The sequence below is a fragment of the Nonomuraea sp. NPDC050786 genome, assembly GCF_040654115.1.
Lineage (GTDB): Bacteria > Actinomycetota > Actinomycetes > Streptosporangiales > Streptosporangiaceae > Nonomuraea.
Window position 1 is genome coordinate 1 of the sequence record NZ_JBFAHJ010000021.1, and the last position, 19,986, is coordinate 19,986.

Consider the following 19,986-nt stretch of genomic DNA (forward strand, 5'->3'; position numbering starts at 1 on the left):
TCGGGTCGAGCCGGAGCCGGCCGCCCAGCTCGCGCTGGGCGGCGGCCCCGAAGTCGGCCAGCGTGGCCAGCACGGCGAACTCCCACAGGCTCAGCCCGGTCTCGTCCGCGAGCCGGGCCCCGAGAGTGCGGCGGCTGCCGGCTCCGACCTTGTGCAGCACGAAGGTGGTGGTCGCGAGGAGGGTGGGTGGCAGGTCCATGTCGCGTAAGTGTAGGTTGCTACCAATAGTTGGTAGTCACCCACTGATTTTCCAGGAGAAGCCCGATGGACGCCCTCCACCCCCGCCTGCTGGTGCGCGACTTCCCCGCCTGCGCCGCGTTCTATCAGGGCGTGCTGCGCGACCTGCTCGGCGCCGAGCCGGTGCGGGTCCTGCCCGGCTACGCCAGCTGGGACATCGCGGGGCAGACCGGGCTGGCCCTGTTCGCCCGGGACAGCCTCGCGGAAGCCGTCGGCACTGCCGACCTGCCCCAGGCCGCTCAGGACAGGGCCATGCTGGTCATGAAGGTGGACGACGTGGACAAGGCGGCCGACTGTCTCGCCCGCCACGGCGCCACGGTCGCCGCCCCGCCCCAGGACCGTCCCGACTGGGGACCGAGCCTGCGCACCGCGCACCTCCGTGACCCGGAGGGCAACCTCATCGAGGTGCAGTCATACTGAGCTCGGAACGGCCGGGGAGCTCGGTCGAGGCCGGCACCGGCACACCGGGGCAGGTGGCGGTGACCCGCCCGGTCTCGAAGTAGCCGACCACCTTCGCCAGGCAGCCCGGCACCCTGAGCGCGGAGCCGTGCACGTCGTCGTCGACGGTCACCACGTGCCCGCCGACGGCCGCCCTCGTCTCCAGCGTCCACTCGTACGGCGACGGGCTCTCGTGCAGGTGCCCCGACAGCACCAGCGAGCCGCCGGGGCGCAGGCGCGTGGCCTGCACGGGCAGCGGCCATCCGGCGCACGCCGGGAAGAACGCGGTGGCCTCGCCGGTCACCGGATAGCGCGCGAGGCGCTCGCGGTAGGCGTTCCAGGCCGAGTCGAACGTGCGCGGACCCTGGTCCTCGTTGCAGAAGAACGCGACATTGGCCGTCCGGTTCTGCCGCTCGGGCACGCCGGCGGGCGCGGGCGGCGGCCGGTCGCCGAAGATCCTCTTGATCGTCGGAGGAGCGGTGGGGCCGGTGGCGCCCACCAGCTCCTTAAGCACCTGGGCGACCTCCGGCCAGCCGGGGCTCGGCTGGCCCGCCGCGTCCGCGATCAACGGGCCGGTCACGGTGAGGTCGATGTCCGTGAAGGTCACGGGCTTGGCGTCGTACGCCTTGCGCAGCTCGGTCAGCGCCGACACCACCTGGGCCTTCGTGGTGCCGAACCCGTACACGTCGTCCCGGTCGGCGATCCACTCGGCCATCCGCTGGAAGTCGCGGTCGGTGGCCATCGCGCGTACCTCGGTGAAGACGTCCATCCGGGGGACGGGCAGCGCCACGCTGTCCAGCCACATGCGGTGCACCTTGGTGGGGAACAGGCTGCGCAGGACCGTGCCGAGCCAGGTGCCCCACGAGACGCCGAGGAAGCTGATCTTCGACTCGCCGAGCGCGGCGCGGACGCGGTCGATGTCGCGGGCCACGTTGGCGGTCGTGAGCTGGCCGATGAAGCCGGGGTCCGACCGGCCACAGGCCCGGTTGTCCTCGACCGTCTGGTCGTAGACCTTCCTGGCCAGCTCCTCGGTGACGGGACCCGGCGGCATCGGCTCCGCCTTGCCGCCTGGACACTTGGCCTTGGTGCTGTAGCCGACTCCGCGCGGGTCGAAGCCGATCAGGTCGTAGCGGGCGTTCAGCCTCGCGTCGGTCATGGCGAGCTCGATCGGCATCAGGTAGCCGCTGCCGCCCGGGCCTCCCGGGTTGACCGCCAGGCTGCCCAGGCGGTGTTCCTGGTCGGCGGCCTTGAGCCTGGTCAGGGCGATGGTGATCTGCTTTCCGCCCGGGTCGGCGTAGTTCTGGGGGACGGCGAGCGTGCCGCACTCCGTCCTGCCGAACAGCTTCCTGAACTGGGGGAGCCGCTGGTCGTCGAGGCCCATCCAGCGCAGCACGTCGTCGGAGTAGGCCGGGCATTCCTGCCAGGCGACGGCGGGCCGCTCGGCGGCGGATGCGAGTGTGGCCGCGGGTGCGGGTGTGGGTGCGGCCAGCAGGCCGAACGTGAGCAGAGTCCGTAAGATCATGCCCCTCAGGCTCGCTTCGCCCCGGCCCGGTCACATCACCCGATCGGGGGAGCCGCCGGCTCTCCTTCAGGGGAGGCTTTCAGGGGAGGCCTTCAGGCGAGGCCTTCAGGGGAGGATCGAGTCCACGTAGCCGCCGTCGACCCGCACCGCGGCGCCCGTGGTCGCGGAGGCGAAGGGCGAGCTGAGGTAGACGACCATGTTCGCGATCTCCTCGGGCTCGATCAGGCGCTGCAGCAGCGACTGCGACCGGTGCTGGATCATGAACGCCCGCTGCGCCTCCTCCCACGGCAGGTCCTTGCCTATGAGGTCGTACACGAACTTCTCGACGCCCCCGGTGTGCGTCGGCCCCGCGATCACCGAGTTGACCGTCACCCCGCTGCCCGCCGCCTCCTTGGCGAACCCCCTGGACACGGCGAGCAGCGCGGTCTTCGTCATGCCGTAATGGATCATCTCGATGGGGATGACCACGGCGGAGTCGCTCGCGATGTACTGGATCCGGCCCCAGTCGCGCTCGATCATGCCGGGCAGGTAGGCGCGCGTGAGCCGGACCGCGGCCAGCACGTTGACCTCGAAGTAGCGCCGCCACTCGTCGTCGGTGATCTCCAGCGCGGGTGTGGCGCCGAAGATGCCCAGGTTGTTGATGAGGATGTCCACCTGGGGCAGCGCGCGCAGCACCGCAGCGCAGCCCTCTTCCGTGGTGACGTCGCCGGGCGCCGGGATCAGGTCGCCGAGCTCTATCTGCTCGATGGCCATCGCGACGGAGCCCTCGCTGCGGCCGTTGATCCCGACGTGGGCCCCCGCCTGCGCCAGCCCTTCGGCGATCGCCGCCCCGATGCCCTGAGTCGACCCGGTGACCAGCGCGGTCTTGCCGCTGAGATCGATACGCACGATGTCCACCCCCTGCCGCCATTCTCCGTGGTCGATGCGCGGAGGCTCGCGTTGGGGTGGCGCTCGGTCCGCGCGGCTCGTGGACCCACGGACTCCTGCGTAGGCTGGTGGTGGCGTGGAAGGGGCGTGGGTGCACCGGATCATCCTGTGGCTGGTCGTGGCGGTCGCCTTCATGGTGAGCCTGGTCGTGCCCGACCGGCCCGAGGTCGAGGCGTGCCAGTCGCGTGACACCCGCGTCGTCGCCCCGTACGCCGTCACCGGCTACTGGGTCATGCCCCGGGCCGATCCGTGCGTGACGCGGCGCATGGTCGAGGCGATCCACGCGATCGGCGGCGACACGCTGATCACGTTCGGCCCGAGGTTCAGCGCCCGCCCGGACCCCGAGTTCGCCGACTGCCTCGTGGACGGGCGGCCGTGCGCCGAGGTCCCCGGGGTCCGCCGGGTCTACACCTACGTGACCAGCGAGGAGTTCGGGAAAGGGCTGCTGCGGTGTCCCGGGCTGGACCGGCGGATCGAGAGCCGGGGCCGGATCTTCTACCGGGTCTCGCTGGCCGCGTCCTGCCAGGACCCCGTACATGATCTCGTCCTCGTCTCCACGGACGGCGACGGGCTCGGCAACCTGATGACCGAGGCGGCCGCGTACGGGATGACGGTCTTCCCGGGGCTGCCCGCCGCGCCGCAGCTCGCGGGCAAGCCGTGGGAGCCCGACCCCGCGCACACCGCCGCGCTGACCGCCTTCACCACGCGGGTGCTCGCCGACTACCGGGAGCGGTTCGGGAGGTCTCCCGCGTTCGGAGGGGTCTACCAGTCGTTCGAGCTGGCCATGCGGACGCGGGCGGCCAAGGACCCGATCATCGGGCTGTACGCGGCCCAGCACGCGGCCGTCGCCGCCGCCCTGCCGGGGAAGAAGATCCTGGTCAGCCCGTACATCGACGCCCGGAGGGGGCGCGGGTTCCCGCCCGGGCAGGTGGCGGCGGGGTTCGCGGCCATCGCCGCGACCCGGGCGGGCGCGCCCATGGCCGTCGCCGTGCAGGACGGGCGGGGGACGGGCAAGGTGCCCGTCTACGGGGTCCACGAGGCGGAGGCCAAGGTGGCGCCGCGCCTGGTGCCGGTCGTCGGGGACGTGAGCAACGCGCAGGCATACTACGGGGCCACCCGCGACTACATCGAGGCGGCGGCGCGGCAGGTGCCGGCCGGGGTGGAGCTGTGGGTGAACGTGGAGGGGTTCGAGCCGACGCCGGTGGACGGGGAGTGCGGGAGGGTCGATCCGCTGCCGTTGCGCGGGCGGACCACGAAGAGCCGGATCGACCAGCAGGTGATGGCTGCCGGGTCATTTGCCGGAAAAATCATCTCTTACGGCTGGGACCCCTTCTTCACCTGCCAGGCCCGCTACGACACGCCCGCACTGGCGGACGACATCGTGAACGGATGGCAGCAGCCGATCATCGTCGCCGCCTCGCGCAAGGAGATGAACGGGCGGGCCGGCATCCTCGTCGAGGGCTACAACCTGCGCGGCGGCACGCTCCGTTTCGACCCGCCGGGGGTGGTGGTGAAACAGGAGTGGTACGGGAAGGGGCGGCTGGAGTCGGCGTGGGCCCCGTACGCCCCCTCGGGCCCCTGGACCTCGATCACGGCCACCAACGAGGCCGGTCTGTCCAGCTCGAGCGGCTACGTGATCCGTTAGCTGAGGGCCGACACGAGGAGGTCGGCGAGCACGGCGGCCTGCGTGCCGTCCTCGTCCAGGTCGGGGTCGAAGATCGTCACCTCCAGCCCGGCGGCCCCCGGCAGACCGACGAGCCCGCGGAGCAGCTCGACGAACTGCGCGGCGTCGAGCCCGCCGGGCGTGGGGGAGTCGACGGCGGACAGCACGGACGGGTCCAGCACGTCGGCGTCCACGTGGATCCAGAACCCGTCGAGCTCGTCACGGACGAGCACCTTCCGCGCATCGTCGAGGGAGATGTCGCTGCCGGGCACGCACGCGATGCCGGTCTCGGCGAAGTCGCGGAGATCCTCCTCGTCCCGCGCGCCCAGCACGATCACGTCCTCGTCCCTGACGTACGGCCGCAGCCCGTCGATGTCCGTCAGGTAGTCGTCACCGCGCCCGGTGGCCAGGGCCAGGTCCTCCCCGGCCGCCGCCCCGACATGGGGGGAGTTGCCGAGGTGCCGGAAGTCGGAGTGCGCGTCCAGGTACGCCACCCCGTACCGGCCGCTCCTGCGCAGGGCCAGCGCGGGCCCGAGCAGGATCGAGCAGTCGCCGCCGAGCAGCACGGGAAACCCGCCATCGCCTCTGATCGCGCTCACCCGGTCGGCCAGCCTGCGGGCGTAGGCGGCGATCGCGGGCCCGTTGCGCACGCCGCTTCCAGGTGTCCACGTGGACACGTAACGGGGCGGGACGAGCGCGCCGGCGTCGGCCGCGCCGAGCCGCTGGACGAGGCCGGCGTTCCGCAGTGCCCAGGGGGCTTTGTAGCAGCCGGGGACGGTGTCGGGGGCGGGCGGGCGCAGGCCGAGATTGGAGGGGGCGTCGAGGACGACGAGATCTCTGTCAGGAGTTATTGTGTTCATAGTCGTGACGGTAACAGAGGGGGCAGCGAATGCGCCAGTTCGTCGAGACGGGGCTTGTGGCGCTCGATCTCGCCAACACGTGGGACGAGTACCTGGCGGAGCCGGAGCGCCTGCCGGACGTGGGGGCCTTGCGCGCCTTCTGCGAGGAGCTGGCGGAGCCTTTCCCTTCGCCCTCGCCATCCCCTTCGTCTTCGTCTTCGTCTTTGCCGTCGCCGTCGCCGTCGCCGTCGCCCTCGCCGAGCCGCGTACTGGCCGGAAGGGGGCCGAGCGAGGACGACCTGGAGGCGGTCCGCGCCGTACGCGACCGGCTGCGCGCGGTGCTTTCCCGCGAGCCCGCTGAGCGGACGCGCGCCCTGGCCCGGTGGGCGGAAGAGCTGCCGATACGGGTGACCATTGACGAGGCGGACGGGGCGCCGCGACAGCGGCTCAGCGCGGCCGAGGGAGTCACCCTGGCCGAGCGGCTGGCCGTGCGATCCGTCGCCGAGCTGCTGGACATCGCCGCCTCAGGTGACTGGGACCGGCTCCGGCTCTGCGCGGCCGGTCCCTGCAAGGACGCGTTCGTGGATCGCAGCCGCCCGGGCAAGCGCCAGTTCTGCTCGACCCGCTGCGCCAACCGCGCCCACGCCGCCACCTCCCGCGCCCGCCGCCGTTGACACTCCCAGACGGCGCCTCCCGTGCCCGCTGCCGTTGGCGCTTCCGGAAGGCGCCTTTCGCGCCTGCCCCAGTTGACGTAGGGGACGCTCCCTCTCGCGCGCGCCGCGGTTGACGCCTTCGGACGTCGCCTCCCGTGGCCGCCGCGGTCGACGTGCGGACGGCGCTCGCCGTGCTACGACGGTGAAGTCGCCGGCCCGGGAATTGTCGGTCGCGGCCGATAGCTTCCGATCATCCCCCCGATGATGGAGGTTGGTCGATGTACCGACAGGGCGACATCCTGATCATGCCCGTGCCGGAGGAGTCCGCGCCGCGCACGCTACGGCCCGAGCCGCGTGACGCTCGCGGGCGGCTGATCCTGGCCCATGGCGAGGCCACCGGCCACTGCCACGCGATCCCCGGTCCCGGCACGCTCTCCGGCGGCTTCCTGCACCTGCCCGAAGGCGGGCGGCTCGTGCACGAGGAGCACGCCGCGATCTCGCTGCCGAAGGGCTGGTACCGCGTGATCCGGCAGCGCGAGTACGTGCCGGGCTCCCACCGGGTGGTGGCCGACTGATGGCGACCCTGACGTGGGAGCGGGTCGCCATGGCCACCGGGCCGGGCGAGGACCCGGAGGCCGCCGTCCGGCAGGCGTACCGCGAGGCCGGGCTGGCCGAGCCCGAACACGTGCTCGTGCTGCCGTCGCCCGCGGCCGGAGCCGTCGCGGCGGCCTGGCTGACGGGCGGCGACACAGTGCGGCGGGCACTGGAGGAAGCGGGGCTCGGAGCCTCGCAGGAGGCGCGTGACCAGGGCGCGGTCGCGTTGCGCCGGTCGGTGGGTGCGGCGCTCAGGTCATGGGAGGCGCTCGGGGATCCAGGCCGGTCGGTGCGGGACGCGGTCCGCACGGTGCCGTGGGAGCGCGCCAGGTCGGCGGCCTATGCCGAGCTCGGACCCGTCGGCTGGGCGGCGTGGTGGGAGGAGACCGGCGGGCGGCTCTGGCCGCAGGTCAACCGGCTGGTCAACGACATCCGCCGCGGCATCGCCGAGCTCGGCGGCGAGGCGTTGCGGCAGGCGACCATCGACGCGGTGCTGGGGCAGCACGACGCCCCCTGGCTGTCGGCGTTCGAGGGGCTCGACGGGCTCAAGCGGACGGCCGAGCGCGCGGGCTGGTGGTGGCCGTTCGAGCGGCTGGCGATCGTCACTGAGCGGCCCGTCGAGCTGCACCTCGACGACCTGGGGCGGCTGCACCGGGCGGACGGTCCGGCCATGTCCTACTCCGACGGCTTCACCCTGCACGCCTGGCACGGCATGCCCGTTCCCGCCGACTTCGGGGCCGCGATGAGCGACCTCACCGTCGAGCGGATCCGCGAAGAGGAGAACGCGGAGCTGCGCCGGGCCATGCTGGAGCACTTCGGCCTCGACCGCTACGTGGCCGAGTCGGGGGCCAAGCGGATGCAATCCGACGAGACGGGTGTCCTGTGGCGGGTCGAGATGCCTGATGACGAGCCGCTGGTCCTGGTGGAGGTCGTCAACTCCACGCCCGAGCCCGACGGCACCAGCCGCACCTACTTCCTGCGGGTGCCGCCGTGGGTGAGGCGGGCCCGGGAGGGGGTCGCGTGGACGTTCGGGGTCGCCGAGGAGGAGTACCGGCCCAAGCAGGAGACCTGAGGTCAGGGCCAGGCCGCCGGGATACGTTCCAGGATGCCGCCGGTGAAGACGTCGTAGAGGCCGAGCGGCTCCAGGTGGACGTAGCCGATGTGGCAGTCGCAGGCCGTGGCGGGGCAGCTGCGGGGGCGCAGCGCCGCCCGGTATGAGCCGTCGTACAGGTTGCCCAGCACCTCCGGGACGAAGTGGCAGCGGCGCACCGTGCCGTCGCCGTTCACCGAGATCACGCTGTCCCCCGTGCGGCACGGCGCGCCGGCGCTCCGATGCGGAAAGCGGCTGAAGTGGAAGAGAGGGTCGATCCCCGACCATTCGGCCGCCTCCTCATCGGTGTAGAGGCGGCCCTCCTCGGCGTTGACCCATAGGTACGTCTCCGCCGGCAGATCCGACCTCAGCCGCCGCGCGTCCGGCAGGTGCGCGGGATCGCCGACGATGCCGACGCTGTGGCGCACCGGCAGCGAGCGGATCTTGCCCAGGAAGCGGTCATACGAGACCTGCGTCGGGTGGTACGTCACCCACAGCGCGGCCCGGTCCGACGCTTCGGAGAGCCAGTCGGTACGGCAGCTCAGGTTCGTCTGGATGGCGACCTTGGCGACATTGGGCAGCCAGGAGAGCTCCACGAGGGCCCGGCGGTACCACGACCTGACCAGGCCCTCACCCCATGGCGTGAACAGGATCGACACCTCGAACGGCTGCTCGCCCACCCAGCCCGCGAACCGCGACAGCGCCTCCCGGTCCGCCCGAAGCTGCTCGGGACTGTCGCGCCGCTTGGCGAACGGGCAGTACGCGCAGTCGTAGTCGCAGCTCGCCAGGGGCCCGCGATAGAGGATGGTCAGCACGCCGCGTACTCCTCCATGAGCCGCCTGACCTCCGGCGAGAACAGCGCGGGCCCGATCGCGTCGGAATATGCCAGCCCCTCCGCCGTGAGCCGGATCGCCTCCGGGTCCGCCAGCAGCCAGTCACCGAACTCGTCCAGCGCGAAGTCGGTGAGCACGTCGGTGCCGAACCGCTCCGCGTAGAGCCGCCGCGAGAGCCCTTCTCCCTGAAGCAGCGACTGGATGAGATGCCGCCGCTTGCGCTCCTCGAGCGAGAGCGAGAAGCCCACGTTGGCCACGTCGAACTCGTCCCGCCGCACGTAGTCGTCGATGATCGAGCGCACGTGCCGGGCTCCGACGGCGTACTCGAACGAGTAGTGCAGCTCGCTCGTGTACGACCGCGCCCCGCACCCCAGCCCGACCATCCCGTCGGTCTGGCAGCAGTATTCGGTGGACGAACCCGTGCCGGGCAGCCGGAACATCCGCATCGAAACCTGCTCGTACCCGGCGGCCAGCAGGCGCTCGCGCCCCACCCAGTACAGCTCGAGCCGCTGGTCGTCCCACGCCCGCCCCTGTTTGCCGAGGCCCGTCAGCGGCCGGACGTAGAGCGGGTACAGATACAGCTCCTCGGGCCGCCACCCGAGCGCGGTGTCCAGCGAGTACAGCCACGACTGCGGCGTCTGCCCGTCGATGCCGTAGATCAGGTCGATGTTGAGCACCGGCACGCCCGAGGCCCTGATCGCGTCGAGTGCCGCGTCCACCTCCGCGCGCTGCTGCGGGCGTACGGCGGAGCGGGCCTCGGCGTCGACGAAGCTCTGCACGCCGATCGAGATCCGGGACGTGCCACGCTCGGCCAGGACGGACAGGCGGTCGGGCGTGGCGGTGGCGGGGGAGGTCTCCACCGACAGCGGGATCCGGGTGAGATCCACCCCCATCGTGCGCTCCGTCAGGTCGAACAGCCGGGTCAGCTCGCGTGCGTCGAGGTACGTCGGCGTCCCACCACCGAACGCGGCCGTGGCGAACCCGGCTGTGTCGGATCCGGTCGTGTCGGACCCGGTCGTGTCGGACCCGGCCGTGTCGGACCCGGCCGTGGCGAATCCGGCCGTGGCGGACGTGCTCTCCTCCAGCGCGTCCCGCACCTGGCGGGCCTGCCGCTCCAGGGCGTCCAGGTAAGCCGTGACCAGCTCCCCCGGGGCGCCGGTGCGGGTGAAGAGGTTGCAGAAGCCGCAGCGCATCTCGCAGAACGGGATGTGCACGTACAGCGCGCCCGGCCGTTCCCCGGCCCAGACCTCCTTCAGCCGCGGTCGCGGATCGAGCGGCCGATAGGCGGTCTTGTGCGGATAGGCGTAGACGTAACCCTCATAGGGCCGCATGGCTCTCCAGAACGAACTCGGTGTACGGAACCGTCCAGACCACCTCGTGGCCGATCCGGTGGCCGACGTGACCGCCCTCGCCGTACGCCGTGCCGTGGTCGGAGCAGACGATCACCAGGCAGGGCCGGCGGCGGCGCATCAGTGAGTAGAGGCGACCGATGTGCCGGTCGACATACCGCAGTGCCGCCGCGTGGCTCTCCAGCGAGTCGCCGGCGGCTCCGGGCAGGAAGAAATGGTTCGGCTGGTGCAGGGCCGACACGTTGACGAACAGGAAGACCGGTTGGCGCCGGTCGCGCAGCACCTCTTCGGCGCGGTCGATCTGACGCTCCAGCGACGACGGGCTGGTCACGCCGAACTCCGGCTCCCAGTGGCTCTCGGCGAACAGGCTCGGTAGCACGGACCCGAGCGGGGTCAGCTTGTTGAAGAACCCCACGCCACCGACGCACACCGTGTGGTACCCGGCCCGCGCGAGCCCGGTGGGCAGGTCGGGCGCGTCGAACACCCAGGTGCGCTCCGCCGTGGTCTCGCTGCCGGGGAACGTGGCCGCGAACAGCCGGGTATGCGGCCCCGGGGCCACGGGAGTGGGCAGGAAGCCGGCGAAGATGGCGGCATGGGCGGCGTACGTGAAGCTGCCGGGGCTGTGCCTACGCTCCCAGGACGCGCCGGGCGGCAGGAGGTTCGGCAGCGCCCCTGCCTCCTCCAGCGCGACCGCGACGTCGTAGCGGAGCGTGTCGAGCGTGACGAGGAGGATGTCGTGGCTGCCCACGATCTCGTTCATGTCGCCCGGGCTCGCCGCGCCCGCGTTCACCGCGCCCCCGCCAGGACCGCCCGCACCTGCTCGGCATACGTGTCCCGCCCGTTCCCCGTCAGATCCCCCAACCCGGGCAGCAGATCCCCGAACGCGTTCACCTCGGCCACCGCCACCGACCGCCAATCCGCCCCGACCATGATGTCCACGCCCGTACTGAGGCTCCCGGGGAAGCAGGCCGCCGCCCGAGAGCAGGCCTCCAGCACCTGCTCCCACAGGCCCGGCCGTGACCGCACCACGTCCAGATCGCCCCGCGACCCGCCGAGATGCAGGTTCGTCATCGGGCTGCGGCCGGCCCGCAGCACCGCGTGGGTCGGAACCCCGGCCACCGTCACCACCCGCAGGTCGAACGGCCTCCCACCGGTGGACGCCTTGGGAAACCACTGCTCGACGTGGAGCCCGTCAGGGGCGAGGAAGTCCACGATCCGCCGCACCTCGCCGGAGGAGGTGTACGTACGCACCCGCAGCGAGTTGCAGAGCACACCCTCGACCCAGGCCGCCGACGTGACGGCCTGCACCCGATCGCCGTGCGCCTGGAAGGCGATCACGCCGGACGCCGACGAGCCGTGCGCGGGCTTGACGAACACCCGGGACCAGCCCCGGCGCGCCATCTCCGCCCGCAGCCCGTCGTACGAGGTGGCCTCGAACGCGGGCGGCACCGGCACCCCCGCCCCGGCCAGCACGGCGTGGCAGCGCCGCTTGTCGAACATCACCGAGATCTCCCCGACGTCACCCAGCAGCCGCACCCCCGGAATGGCGGCCACCCGCGAAAGCCCCGCCGTGAACGCTGCGTACCAGGCCGCCCCGCCGCCGACGCGCGCGGGATCACCCGGCCCGCGCAGCTGCGCGTCGACATCGCCGTCCTCGCCCGGCGAGTCCACGCGCAGCAGCGCGCCCTCGGGCGCGCCGATCTCCCGCCCGGCCAGCACGTCCCGCCACGAGATCACATGTGGCTCGGCCAGCCCGGCGGCGACCGCGGCGTCGCGGAACATCGTCACCCGCCGATCCCCAGGCGTCCCCACCACGGCGAACCGCACATCACTCACTTACGGCCACATACGTCTCGTCCGGGCTGGACAGGTCGATGTCGACGCCGGGCAGCGCCGCGGTGAGGCGGGCCCTCATCGCGGCGCTGATGCCGTGATAGGAGAGGTCCAGGCGTCGCAGGTGGGTGAGCGGCTGGCCGCTGAGCAGCGCCTCCACCCCGGCGTCGGTGATGCCGCCCATCGACAGGCTCAGCGTCTCGAGCCCGGCCACGATGGGCGCGGACGCCACGGCGGCGGCGAGGTCGTCCTGGATCTCGCTGTTCTGCAGGCCCAGATGGCGCAGCCGGGGCAACCGCGCGCCGCCCAGGATCCCGGCGACGTCGCCGACCGTGGCGTCACCGCCGTACGTGCCGACCCCGAACCACAGGTCGAGGTGCTCCAGCGCGGGCAGCTCGCACGCGCCGACCCCACGGACCGCCTCTCCCGGCAGCCCTCCCGTCTCGAACCGCAGCACCTTCAGCGACTCGTGCCGGACGGGGGAGAGCCGCAGCTCGGAGCCGCCGCGCACCTCCAGCCGCTCCAGCTTCGGGTACGCCTCCAGCAGCGGCGCGATGTCCGACTGCTGGATCCAGGAGATCTCGCAGTCCTCCGGCGACATCGCGCCCAGGAAGAGCGAGCGCAGCTCGGGCAGCCTGCCGGCCTCGTCGGCCAGGCGCTGGACGATGGGGCTGCTGTCGTCCTCGTAGGAGTCCTCCCACCCGCCGATCACGATGGCCGTGACCTTCGCGGTGTCGACGTGCTCGAAGAACCAGTCGAAGCACTCGGCGATCTCGTCGGGGAGGTCGTCGTCGAAGGTGCTGGCGTTGAGGCGCCAGGCCGCGGATCCGGCCTCGGGCGGCTCCCCGTCCTCCTGCCACGGCACCTCGGCCACCGGCAGGCCGGCGTAGCGCTGGTCATAGCGCTCATATTGGCTGGGCTGCTCGTCGAACTCCCGCATCACTCATCCACCGCCACGTAACGCCACGCCTCGCCGCCGTCCTCGTCGACGTCAGCCTTCTCCTGCTCCGACACATCGACCCGCACCCCGGGCAGGGCCTGGATCACCCGCTGCACCATCGCCTCGGACAGGTAGTGGTGGTGCAGGTCGAGCGCGCGCAGGTGGGTCAGCGGCTGGCCGCTGAGCAGCGCCTCCGCCCCGGCGTCGCTGAGCGCGCCCATCGACAGGCTCAGCGTCTCGAGCCTGGCCACGATCGGCGCGGTGGCCACGGCGGCGGCGAGGTCGTCCTGGATCTCGCTGTCCTGCAGCCCCAGGTGTCGCAGCGCGGGCAGCCGCTCGCCCCGGAGGATGGGGCCGACGTCGGAGACGCCGCTGTCGCCGCCGTACTCGGGGACGCCCAGCCAGAGCTCCAGATGCTCCAGCGCGGGCAGGTCGCTCGCGGCGACGGCGCGGACCACCTCTCCCGGCAGCCCTCCGCTCTCGAACCGCAGCACCTTCAGCGACTCGTGCCGGACGGGGGAGAGCCGCAGCTCGGAGCCGCCGCGCACCTCCAGCCGCTCCAGCTTCGGGTACGCCTCCAGCAGCGGCGTGATGTCGGACTGCTGGATCCAGGAGATCTCGCACTCCTCCGGCGAGATCGCGCCGAAGAAGAGCGAGCGCAACTCGGGCAGCCGCCCGGCCTCCTCGGCCAGCCGGCGGACGACGGGCGCACTGCTCTGGGTGTCGCAGTCTTCCCACAGGCCGATAACGACGGCCGTGACCTTCGCGGTGTCGACGTGCTCGAAGAGCCAGTCGAGGTGTTCCCCGATGGCTTCGCCGTCAGGGCCGTAGGCGCTGAGCCGCCACGCCACGGACCCGGCGTCGGGTTGCGGTCCGTTCTCCTCGTCCCAGGGGACCATGGCTGTGGGCAGGCCGGCGTAGGTCCTGTGGTAGCGGTCCCAGTGGCTCGGGTAGTCGTCGTCGGTCACGGATGATCCTCGTGTCGGGGGGTTGACGCGTCCTGTCCTACCAGACCCTGGCGACACTTCCGTCACTCGTAGACCGCGAGTAAGGCACAGCCCCGCTCCTCACAGGAGCGTTTCGGCGAACGTCTCTATGATGCGGGCGACTGTCCTGCCACGGCGTGCTGCGGTCGCCGCCGAGCAGCAAGGTGAGTGAGCTGATCCGGGAGTAGGCGTCGAGGCGGACGCCCAGCCGATCCACGGCCTCGAGGTCGTCGAGGCGGACGCCCAGCCGATCCACGGCCTCGAGGTCGTCGATCCGGCACGACACGACACCAGCCTGCGGTGGCGCGGGACGAGGGCGCAGAACACGCCGGCCGCCCATGCCTGCCAGCCCGGCAGGCCGACGGAAGGCGATCGCCATTGCCTTGCCCGGCCTGCCCGCGGGCGCTCGCGGCCATGCCTGTGCGATGACCTCGCCACCGTCCTTCAGCACTGCTAAGGATGACTTAGCGCTGCTAAAGTGTCAGCCGATGTGCGCGGCCACCCGGCCTGGCCTGACCAGGCAGACGTTGATCGAGACGGCGCTACGGCTCCTGGACGAGGTCGGGCTTGAGGGGCTCACGGTGCGCCGGCTGGCCGCCGAGCTCGGCGTCCAGTCACCGGCGCTGTACTGGCACATCCGCAGCAAGCAGGAGCTCCTGGACGGCATGGCGGACGCGGTGATCCTGGCCGCCGGCATGGGCCCGCCGCACCACGGCGAGGCCTGGCAGGACTGGCTGGCCCGCCGTGCCCGCGCCTTCCGGCAGTCGCTGCTCGCCCACCGCGACGGCGCCCGCATCGTCGCCGACGCCACCTGGCTCGGCCCCGCCACGGTCAGGACGTTCAACGACGAACTGGCCGCCATGGTGGAGCGCGGCTTCACCCCCGTGCTGGCACTGCGTACCATCACCGCCGTCTCCCAGTACGTCACTGGATTCGTCCTCCAGGAGCAGGCCCGGCGGCCGGGCAGGCAGGCCGACCAGCCTTCGGACCCGCTGGCGGCGCTGACCGACCTCCTGGACGGCGACACCGACGCACCCCTGCTCGCGGCGATCCGCGACGGCGCCAGGACGACCGGCGACGATGCCTTCGAACACGGCCTCCAGGCGCTCATCGACGGCACCACCGCCGCCCTCGCCGCCCACCGCACCTGACGGCCTGGCGACCGCCGGTGCTGCTCGACCGTTGCGCCAATCGCGCCCGCTCGGGGTGCGCAGCGGCAGGGTCGGCGTCGTGAATCCCTCCACCGTAGGCCGGTTCGCAATGGTGGCTGATTGCAACAGTGCTCAGCCACGTAGCCGAAGGAGCGGGCATCGGGGATTGGCTGCCGTTGACCGATCATGACGAAAGAAGCGCCGTCCCGCACTTCGATAATGGCGACTTCTCTGCTCGAGAGGACGACGGGGACGACGTCAAACTCTTGGGCGTGTACTCCACGCCGGATCGCGTCAAACAACGCATCAGCACGGCTCGAAACCTTCCTGGATTTCGAGATGAGCCTGATTGCTTCTGGTACGCCGAATATGAAGTCGACGAAGACGCATGGGTGTCCGGTTACGTGACGGAAAGGTAGGAGACCGCCACCGGCGCCTCGTATGCGACCGTGGTGCCGAGCGTTGCCGTCGGGGTTGCCGGCGGCATTCAGCGAGGAACCACCTGAGCGCGCACGCCGGGGAGATCGTCGAACGCTGCCGACGCGTCCATCGTGATCACGGTCCTGGCGGTGGCCGCGGCCGTCGCTGCGATCAGAAGATCGTACGCACCCCGCGACTTGCCCTCTCGTCGGACATGCGCCATGAGGCGGGCATGAACCCTGGCGACGTCCGTCGTGTACTCCTCAACGGGGATCAACGCAAGAACCTCATCCACGAAGGCCTGTCGATTGGGCCGCCGGGCCGCATCGGCCAGCTCGACACCGACGAGCAACTCGGCCACAGTGATCGCCGCGATCGCACCTTGCGGCATCAGAAGTGTCAGTGGTCGCTGGCATACTCCGGCCCATGACAGTGGAGACGGTGGTCCTGACCGGTGCGGCCGGGCGGGTGGGGTCCGTCCTGCGGGAGCCGTTGCGGCGTCGGCTGCGCCGGCTGATCTCGGTTGATCGCGCACCGCTGGTCGCCGCGGGAGCCGACGAGGAGGTCCGCCAAGCCGAGTTGGCGAGCATCGAGGACGTGGCGGCCGTCATCGACGGGGCCGACGCGGTCGTGCACCTGTCCGGCGTTCCGGACGAGGCGCCGCTCGCCCTCCTCCTGGACGCCAACGTCCTGGGCGCCCACCACGTGCTGGAGGCCGCACGGCGCACGGGAGTCAAGCGCGTGGTGCTGGCCAGCAGCAATCGGCTGACCGGCTGCTACCCGGCCGCGCAGCCGGTCTCGGCCGAGCTGCCGCCCCGTCCCGACGGGCTGTACGGCGTGAGCAAGGTCGCCGTGGAGGCCCTGGGCCGGCTGTATGCGGACAAGTTCGGGCTGCAGGTGGTGTGCCTGCGCATCGGCAGCCTGGAGCCGGAGCCGAGCGAGCCGCGGCACCTGGCCACCTGGCTGAGCCCGGACGACTGTGCCGGTTTCGTCTGGGCCGCGTTGACCCAGCCTGATATCACGTTCACCGCCGCGTACGCGGTCTCGGCCAATACCCGCCGGTTCTGGGAGCTGGACGACCGGCTCGGCTACCATCCCCGCGATGACGCCGAGGCCTACGCGGACCGGATCCCTGGAGCGGCACGTTACTTCGCCGATGACCCGCTACAGGGCGGCGACTACGCCACGGCCGACTACACCCTCCGTCACGCTTTCTGACCAGCGCTCGACCGCCGCTTGGTGCTGAAGCTCATCCACCGGATCCCAATCGTCATCGCTACACGCAGGTGACGGCTGGGTTCAGGGGCGGGAGCCTCTTGCGCGCCGTAGGCGGAGGCGTTTCGTACGAACATACTGGTGGCGCGTCCACCTCGTCGCAGGGCTGGCCTGGCTCGTCCGCGAAGTCCCGCCGACCGTCGTGTGATGGAACTACGGCTGCTCGTACTTCAGCGGGTCGGCCGGTCTGGTCACCTCATCGAGAAGGCTGTCGAGCGGGACTCGGCGTTCGGTGTGGTCGTTGATCGCCATGAGAGCCACGCTCAGGTCGAGGTCGGGTACTCGGGCGTGCAGGGCGCGCAGGCCGACCCAGCCTCCTCCGTGTCGATAGACGCGGTGCCCGGCGTGTGATCGGACGCCGACGCCCCAGGCGTAGTCGATCGGCGTTCCGTCATCGAGGCGTCCTGGGGTCTGCATGAGCTCCGAGATGCCGAGTTCGTCGGCGTTGAGTGCCTGGCTCCAGCGCAGCAGATCGCTGAGAGTCGTCCATACCCCTCCGTCACCCAGGGACAGTGGAGCTGGACGGAGACGGGCGAGCGGCGCGGCGCCCGGCGGCGTAGGGTCAGGTCCGTCCCAGTAGCGGGTGTCTGCCATCCCGAGTGGGACAAAGAGGTGGCGCTGGGCGAAATCTGGCAGCGACATGTCCGCGGCGCGCTCCACCACGGCGGCCAGGCAGACGTATCCGGCGTTGGAATAGACGTGTGCGGTGCCCGGCCGGCGTTCCAGAGCCGGGAAGCAGGTGAGTGCCTGGATGATGCCTGAGGTCGTCCGGTCGGCGTCGCCGGCGAGGATGGCGTCGACCTTGGAGTCGGCAGGCAAGGCTGCTGTGTGATGGACGAGGTGCCGGAGCCGGATGGCGCCGGCCCACGCCGGTAACCGGGGCAGCCAGTGCGACAGGGGCGACTCCATGTCCAGCGTGCCACGTCGGGCGAGCAGCGCCGCGCAGGCCGCGGTCATCTGCTTCGACAGCGACGCCGCGTACGCGAGCGTCGTGGCGGTCACCGGCTCACTGGCGGAGGTCATCCCTTGGGCCAGGAGGACGGGCGGCGCGCCGCGCTGCTGTATCCCGACCATGACCGGTTCGTCACTGCGGTAGCCGGCTTCGGGGAGAAGGGCGGTCAGTCGTTGGTGCAGCTGGGACACACAATCATCCTTCCTATGCCTCGGTCGTCACCATTCCCTTGCGTTCATGGTCGTGCCGTCCCGCCGAGGGCGAGCAGCAGCGTGGTGTGCAGCGCCCGCCTCGATTCCTCCTGAGTCATGCGTCCGGAGCGGGTCTCCTCGCTCGCGGCGTGGGCGAGCTTGACGGTGACCGTGGCCAGCCAGCCGGGCGGGAGCCGGTCGTCGAACTCGCCGGCCTGCTGCCCGCGCCGGATCACCCGTGCCAGCAGCTCGCTGATCGGCTCGTGGCGCTCGCGGTCGGCTCGCGTGCCGGTGGGCAGCGATCCGGCCAGTCGTGCCAGTACGGGATAGCGCCCGACCGTGCGCTCACCGGCATCGAGCACACGCAGCAGCGCTTCGGCGGCCGAGCCCGTGTCAGGGTCCGTGGCGTTCATCGCGGCGGCAGTTTCTTCGGTGAGCCGGTCGACGACGGCCGTCAGGAGCTGATCGCGTGAGCGGAAGTGGGCGTAGACGGTCTGGCGCGTCACCTCGGCGGCAGCGGCGACGGCGTCGAGGCTGGCGTCGGGCCGGGCTTCGAGGACCTGGAGCGCCGCATCCAGGATGGCGGCCCTGCTGCGCAGCGCGTCGGCGCGAAGGTTGCGAGTCGGGGGCGGAGTCATCTCTTACACCTTGCCAAAGTTAGCGGGCGCCTCATATCTTACGGCGTGTAAGAGATATTACCGCTCTCGCACGATAGGACCCACTGTGAACCCCTTTCATGACGACGACCCGAAGCGGTTCATCGCCGACTTCTTCACCTCGTTCACCAAGGAACTGCTGCACAGCGACGACGATCCGGCCCTGATCGTCGATCGCTACCACACGCCGGACATCGTCCAGGTGGCCGACGGCAACCGCATGGACCGCGACAAGCTCATCGCGCACACCCGCCCGCTGCGCAAGACCCGGCCGGAGGGCCGCATGGACGTCCACGAGGCGGTGGCCGACGGCGATCAGCTGGCCGCCCGATACACCCTGTACGTGCACACCCGCAACCGGGATCTGGCCATGGAGGTGTGCTTCTTCGGCCGCTTCGCCCCCGATGGGCGGATGCGGCAGGCCCACATCCTCACCCGCACCGTCCCTGGAGACACCACCTCCGGCGCAAAGGTGCCGGCATGACCGAGACCACCTACGGCGTGAGCGGCATGGCCTGCGGCCACTGCGCGGCCTTCGTCACCGAGGAGATCGAGCGCATCCCCGGTGTCGGCGCCGTGGCAGTGGACGTGGAGGGCGGCACGGTCACCGTCACCAGCGACCGGGACCTCGATGTCGCGGAGGTGCGCGCGGCGGTCGAGGAGGCCGGCTACGAGCTCACCCCGTGACGCCGGGCCGGCCGAGGGAGGACCGCGGCTGAGCCGACCGGCCGAGGGCGGACCGCGGCTGAGCCGACCGGCCGAGAGCGCATAGGGGACCAAGAGTGAAGCCGCTGGTTCAGCCGGTGATCGCGGGCGCCTTCGACTTGGCCTCGCGCACGCCGCGCAGCGCGCCGGACCAGGCGATGACCTGGTCGAGCATGCCGCGGACCGCGGCGTCGAGGCCCTCCGCCGGGGCGAAGGCGCCGGTCGAGAACGCGGGGATCAGCGGGACGGCGGGCTGTGCGCGGACCGTTGCCACCTGGAGCTCGGCGAGCACCAGGCGCAGCGCCTCGGCGGCCCGGACGCCCGCGGCCCATCCGCCGTAGCTGACGATGCCGGCGGCCTTGTCGTTCCACTCGCGGTAGACGTAGTCCAGCGCGTTCTTGAGCGCGCCGGGAAAGGAGTGGTTGTACTCCGGGGTGAGGAACACGAAGCCGTCGAAGCCGTCGATCAGCGCCGACCAGTCGCGGGTGTGCGGGTGCTCGTACTGCTGGTGCGTCGGATTCCCGCCCTCGTCGAGGTTGTCGAGGCCGTGGTCGGCGAGATCGATCAGCTCGTAGTCGGCGCCGCCGTGGGCGCGCGCGGTGTCGAGCACCCAGGAGGCGATCTGCTCGCCCCGGCGGCCGGGGCGCGTGCTTCCGAGGATGATGCCGATGCGGAGTGCCATGGTGTCCCTTCGGGGGTGAGTTGTCGCGTCAACTCTAAACACAAGAGAGT

At 71.4% G+C, this 19,986-nt stretch carries 23 protein-coding genes and 1 pseudogene; 10 read left to right on the forward strand and 14 right to left on the reverse strand.

The window, feature by feature from the left end; all coding sequences use genetic code 11:
• A pseudogene (locus AB0H84_RS32025) lies at nucleotides 1-199 on the reverse strand (MarR family transcriptional regulator); the annotation flags it as partial.
• 65 nt (nucleotides 200-264) lie between these two features.
• Here AB0H84_RS32025 and AB0H84_RS32030 point away from each other — a divergent pair.
• On the forward strand, nucleotides 265-657 hold the full coding sequence (locus AB0H84_RS32030) for a VOC family protein (protein ID WP_357612407.1): 393 nt from the start codon (nucleotides 265-267) through the stop codon (nucleotides 655-657).
• Here AB0H84_RS32030 and AB0H84_RS32035 read toward each other — a convergent pair.
• The gene (locus tag AB0H84_RS32035) at nucleotides 635-2,197 is read right to left on the reverse strand and encodes an alpha/beta fold hydrolase (RefSeq protein WP_357612410.1); all 1,563 of its coding nucleotides are present in this window, start codon (nucleotides 2,195-2,197) and stop codon (nucleotides 635-637) included. The two genes, AB0H84_RS32030 and AB0H84_RS32035, sit on opposite strands and share 23 nt — an antisense overlap.
• A gap of 105 nt (nucleotides 2,198-2,302) precedes the next feature.
• Complete coding sequence (locus AB0H84_RS32040) at nucleotides 2,303-3,085, reverse strand: SDR family oxidoreductase (protein ID WP_357612413.1); 783 nt, start codon at nucleotides 3,083-3,085, stop codon at nucleotides 2,303-2,305.
• 130 nt (nucleotides 3,086-3,215) lie between these two features.
• On the opposite strand from AB0H84_RS32040, the gene AB0H84_RS32045 reads away from it, so the two are divergent.
• Nucleotides 3,216-4,769, forward strand: coding sequence for a DUF4434 domain-containing protein (locus tag AB0H84_RS32045; RefSeq protein ID WP_357612415.1), 1,554 nt, complete (start codon nucleotides 3,216-3,218; stop codon nucleotides 4,767-4,769).
• Here the strand turns inward: AB0H84_RS32045 and AB0H84_RS32050 are convergent.
• Nucleotides 4,766-5,647, reverse strand: a complete 882-nt coding sequence (locus tag AB0H84_RS32050) for an arginase family protein (protein WP_357612418.1) — start codon at nucleotides 5,645-5,647, stop codon at nucleotides 4,766-4,768. The genes AB0H84_RS32045 and AB0H84_RS32050 overlap by 4 nt on opposite strands.
• A 29-nt stretch (nucleotides 5,648-5,676) precedes the next feature.
• On the opposite strand from AB0H84_RS32050, the gene AB0H84_RS32055 reads away from it, so the two are divergent.
• From AB0H84_RS32055 to AB0H84_RS32065, 3 genes are all read left to right on the forward strand, one after another.
• Nucleotides 5,677-6,300 carry a CGNR zinc finger domain-containing protein gene (locus AB0H84_RS32055; protein WP_357612421.1) on the forward strand — a complete coding sequence of 208 codons (624 nt, stop codon included), beginning with the start codon at nucleotides 5,677-5,679 and terminating at the stop codon, nucleotides 6,298-6,300.
• A 257-nt stretch (nucleotides 6,301-6,557) separates the two neighbouring features.
• Nucleotides 6,558-6,854 carry a hypothetical protein gene (locus tag AB0H84_RS32060; RefSeq protein ID WP_344987285.1) on the forward strand — a complete coding sequence of 99 codons (297 nt, stop codon included), beginning with the start codon at nucleotides 6,558-6,560 and terminating at the stop codon, nucleotides 6,852-6,854.
• On the forward strand, nucleotides 6,854-7,945 hold the full coding sequence (locus AB0H84_RS32065) for a DUF6745 domain-containing protein (RefSeq protein ID WP_357612424.1): 1,092 nt from the start codon (nucleotides 6,854-6,856) through the stop codon (nucleotides 7,943-7,945). The genes AB0H84_RS32060 and AB0H84_RS32065 overlap by 1 nt, the downstream gene beginning before the upstream one ends.
• Before the next feature lie 2 nt (nucleotides 7,946-7,947).
• On the opposite strand, the gene AB0H84_RS32070 is transcribed toward AB0H84_RS32065, so the two are convergent.
• Genes AB0H84_RS32070 through AB0H84_RS32095 form a run of 6 tightly spaced genes read right to left on the reverse strand, consistent with a single transcriptional unit; the run spans nucleotide 7,948 to nucleotide 13,886 of the window.
• Nucleotides 7,948-8,778 (reverse strand): STM4011 family radical SAM protein, encoded by an 831-nt coding sequence (locus AB0H84_RS32070; protein WP_357612427.1) that lies wholly within the window; start codon nucleotides 8,776-8,778, stop codon nucleotides 7,948-7,950.
• A complete protein-coding gene (locus tag AB0H84_RS32075; RefSeq protein WP_357612430.1) occupies nucleotides 8,772-10,127 on the reverse strand; it encodes an STM4012 family radical SAM protein in 1,356 nt (451 codons plus the stop codon). The genes AB0H84_RS32070 and AB0H84_RS32075 overlap by 7 nt, the downstream gene beginning before the upstream one ends.
• Entirely contained in the window at nucleotides 10,114-10,905 is a 792-nt protein-coding gene (locus tag AB0H84_RS32080) for an STM4013/SEN3800 family hydrolase (protein WP_357612433.1), read from the reverse strand. The genes AB0H84_RS32075 and AB0H84_RS32080 overlap by 14 nt, the downstream gene beginning before the upstream one ends.
• 26 nt (nucleotides 10,906-10,931) lie before the next feature.
• Entirely contained in the window at nucleotides 10,932-11,981 is a 1,050-nt protein-coding gene (locus tag AB0H84_RS32085; RefSeq protein ID WP_357612436.1) for an STM4014 family protein, read from the reverse strand.
• A complete protein-coding gene (locus AB0H84_RS32090) occupies nucleotides 11,974-12,918 on the reverse strand; it encodes an STM4015 family protein (RefSeq protein ID WP_357612438.1) in 945 nt (314 codons plus the stop codon). Before AB0H84_RS32090 ends, AB0H84_RS32085 begins: the two co-directional genes overlap by 8 nt.
• Complete coding sequence (locus AB0H84_RS32095) at nucleotides 12,918-13,886, reverse strand: STM4015 family protein (RefSeq protein WP_357612441.1); 969 nt, start codon at nucleotides 13,884-13,886, stop codon at nucleotides 12,918-12,920. The genes AB0H84_RS32090 and AB0H84_RS32095 overlap by 1 nt, the downstream gene beginning before the upstream one ends.
• A 506-nt stretch (nucleotides 13,887-14,392) precedes the next feature.
• On the opposite strand from AB0H84_RS32095, the gene AB0H84_RS32100 reads away from it, so the two are divergent.
• Both AB0H84_RS32100 and AB0H84_RS32105 read left to right on the forward strand, forming a co-directional pair.
• Nucleotides 14,393-15,055 carry a TetR/AcrR family transcriptional regulator C-terminal domain-containing protein gene (locus tag AB0H84_RS32100; protein WP_357612444.1) on the forward strand — a complete coding sequence of 221 codons (663 nt, stop codon included), beginning with the start codon at nucleotides 14,393-14,395 and terminating at the stop codon, nucleotides 15,053-15,055.
• Nucleotides 15,056-15,231: 176 nt separating this feature from the next.
• Nucleotides 15,232-15,474, forward strand: a complete 243-nt coding sequence (locus tag AB0H84_RS32105; protein WP_357612447.1) for a hypothetical protein — start codon at nucleotides 15,232-15,234, stop codon at nucleotides 15,472-15,474.
• 68 nt (nucleotides 15,475-15,542) lie between these two features.
• Here the strand turns inward: AB0H84_RS32105 and AB0H84_RS32110 are convergent, their stop codons facing one another.
• On the reverse strand, nucleotides 15,543-15,866 hold the full coding sequence (locus AB0H84_RS32110) for a PIN domain-containing protein (RefSeq protein WP_357612450.1): 324 nt from the start codon (nucleotides 15,864-15,866) through the stop codon (nucleotides 15,543-15,545).
• 35 nt (nucleotides 15,867-15,901) lie between these two features.
• Between AB0H84_RS32110 and AB0H84_RS32115 the strand changes: the two genes are divergently transcribed.
• The gene (locus AB0H84_RS32115; protein ID WP_357612453.1) at nucleotides 15,902-16,693 is read left to right on the forward strand and encodes an NAD(P)-dependent oxidoreductase; all 792 of its coding nucleotides are present in this window, start codon (nucleotides 15,902-15,904) and stop codon (nucleotides 16,691-16,693) included.
• A gap of 210 nt (nucleotides 16,694-16,903) precedes the next feature.
• Here AB0H84_RS32115 and AB0H84_RS32120 read toward each other — a convergent pair whose 3' ends face one another.
• On the reverse strand, nucleotides 16,904-17,893 hold the full coding sequence (locus AB0H84_RS32120; RefSeq protein WP_357612456.1) for a serine hydrolase domain-containing protein: 990 nt from the start codon (nucleotides 17,891-17,893) through the stop codon (nucleotides 16,904-16,906).
• Between the two features lie 44 nt (nucleotides 17,894-17,937).
• A complete protein-coding gene (locus AB0H84_RS32125) occupies nucleotides 17,938-18,531 on the reverse strand; it encodes a TetR/AcrR family transcriptional regulator (RefSeq protein ID WP_357612459.1) in 594 nt (197 codons plus the stop codon).
• A gap of 85 nt (nucleotides 18,532-18,616) precedes the next feature.
• Here AB0H84_RS32125 and AB0H84_RS32130 point away from each other — a divergent pair, with 85 nt between their 5' ends.
• Nucleotides 18,617-19,033 (forward strand): nuclear transport factor 2 family protein, encoded by a 417-nt coding sequence (locus tag AB0H84_RS32130; RefSeq protein WP_357612462.1) that lies wholly within the window; start codon nucleotides 18,617-18,619, stop codon nucleotides 19,031-19,033.
• The gene (locus tag AB0H84_RS32135; protein ID WP_357612465.1) at nucleotides 19,030-19,236 is read left to right on the forward strand and encodes a heavy-metal-associated domain-containing protein; all 207 of its coding nucleotides are present in this window, start codon (nucleotides 19,030-19,032) and stop codon (nucleotides 19,234-19,236) included. The genes AB0H84_RS32130 and AB0H84_RS32135 overlap by 4 nt, the downstream gene beginning before the upstream one ends.
• 109 nt (nucleotides 19,237-19,345) lie before the next feature.
• Here AB0H84_RS32135 and AB0H84_RS32140 read toward each other — a convergent pair whose 3' ends face one another.
• Nucleotides 19,346-19,936, reverse strand: coding sequence for an NAD(P)H-dependent oxidoreductase (locus tag AB0H84_RS32140; RefSeq protein ID WP_357612467.1), 591 nt, complete (start codon nucleotides 19,934-19,936; stop codon nucleotides 19,346-19,348).
• Between the last annotated feature and the right edge of the window lie 50 nt (nucleotides 19,937-19,986).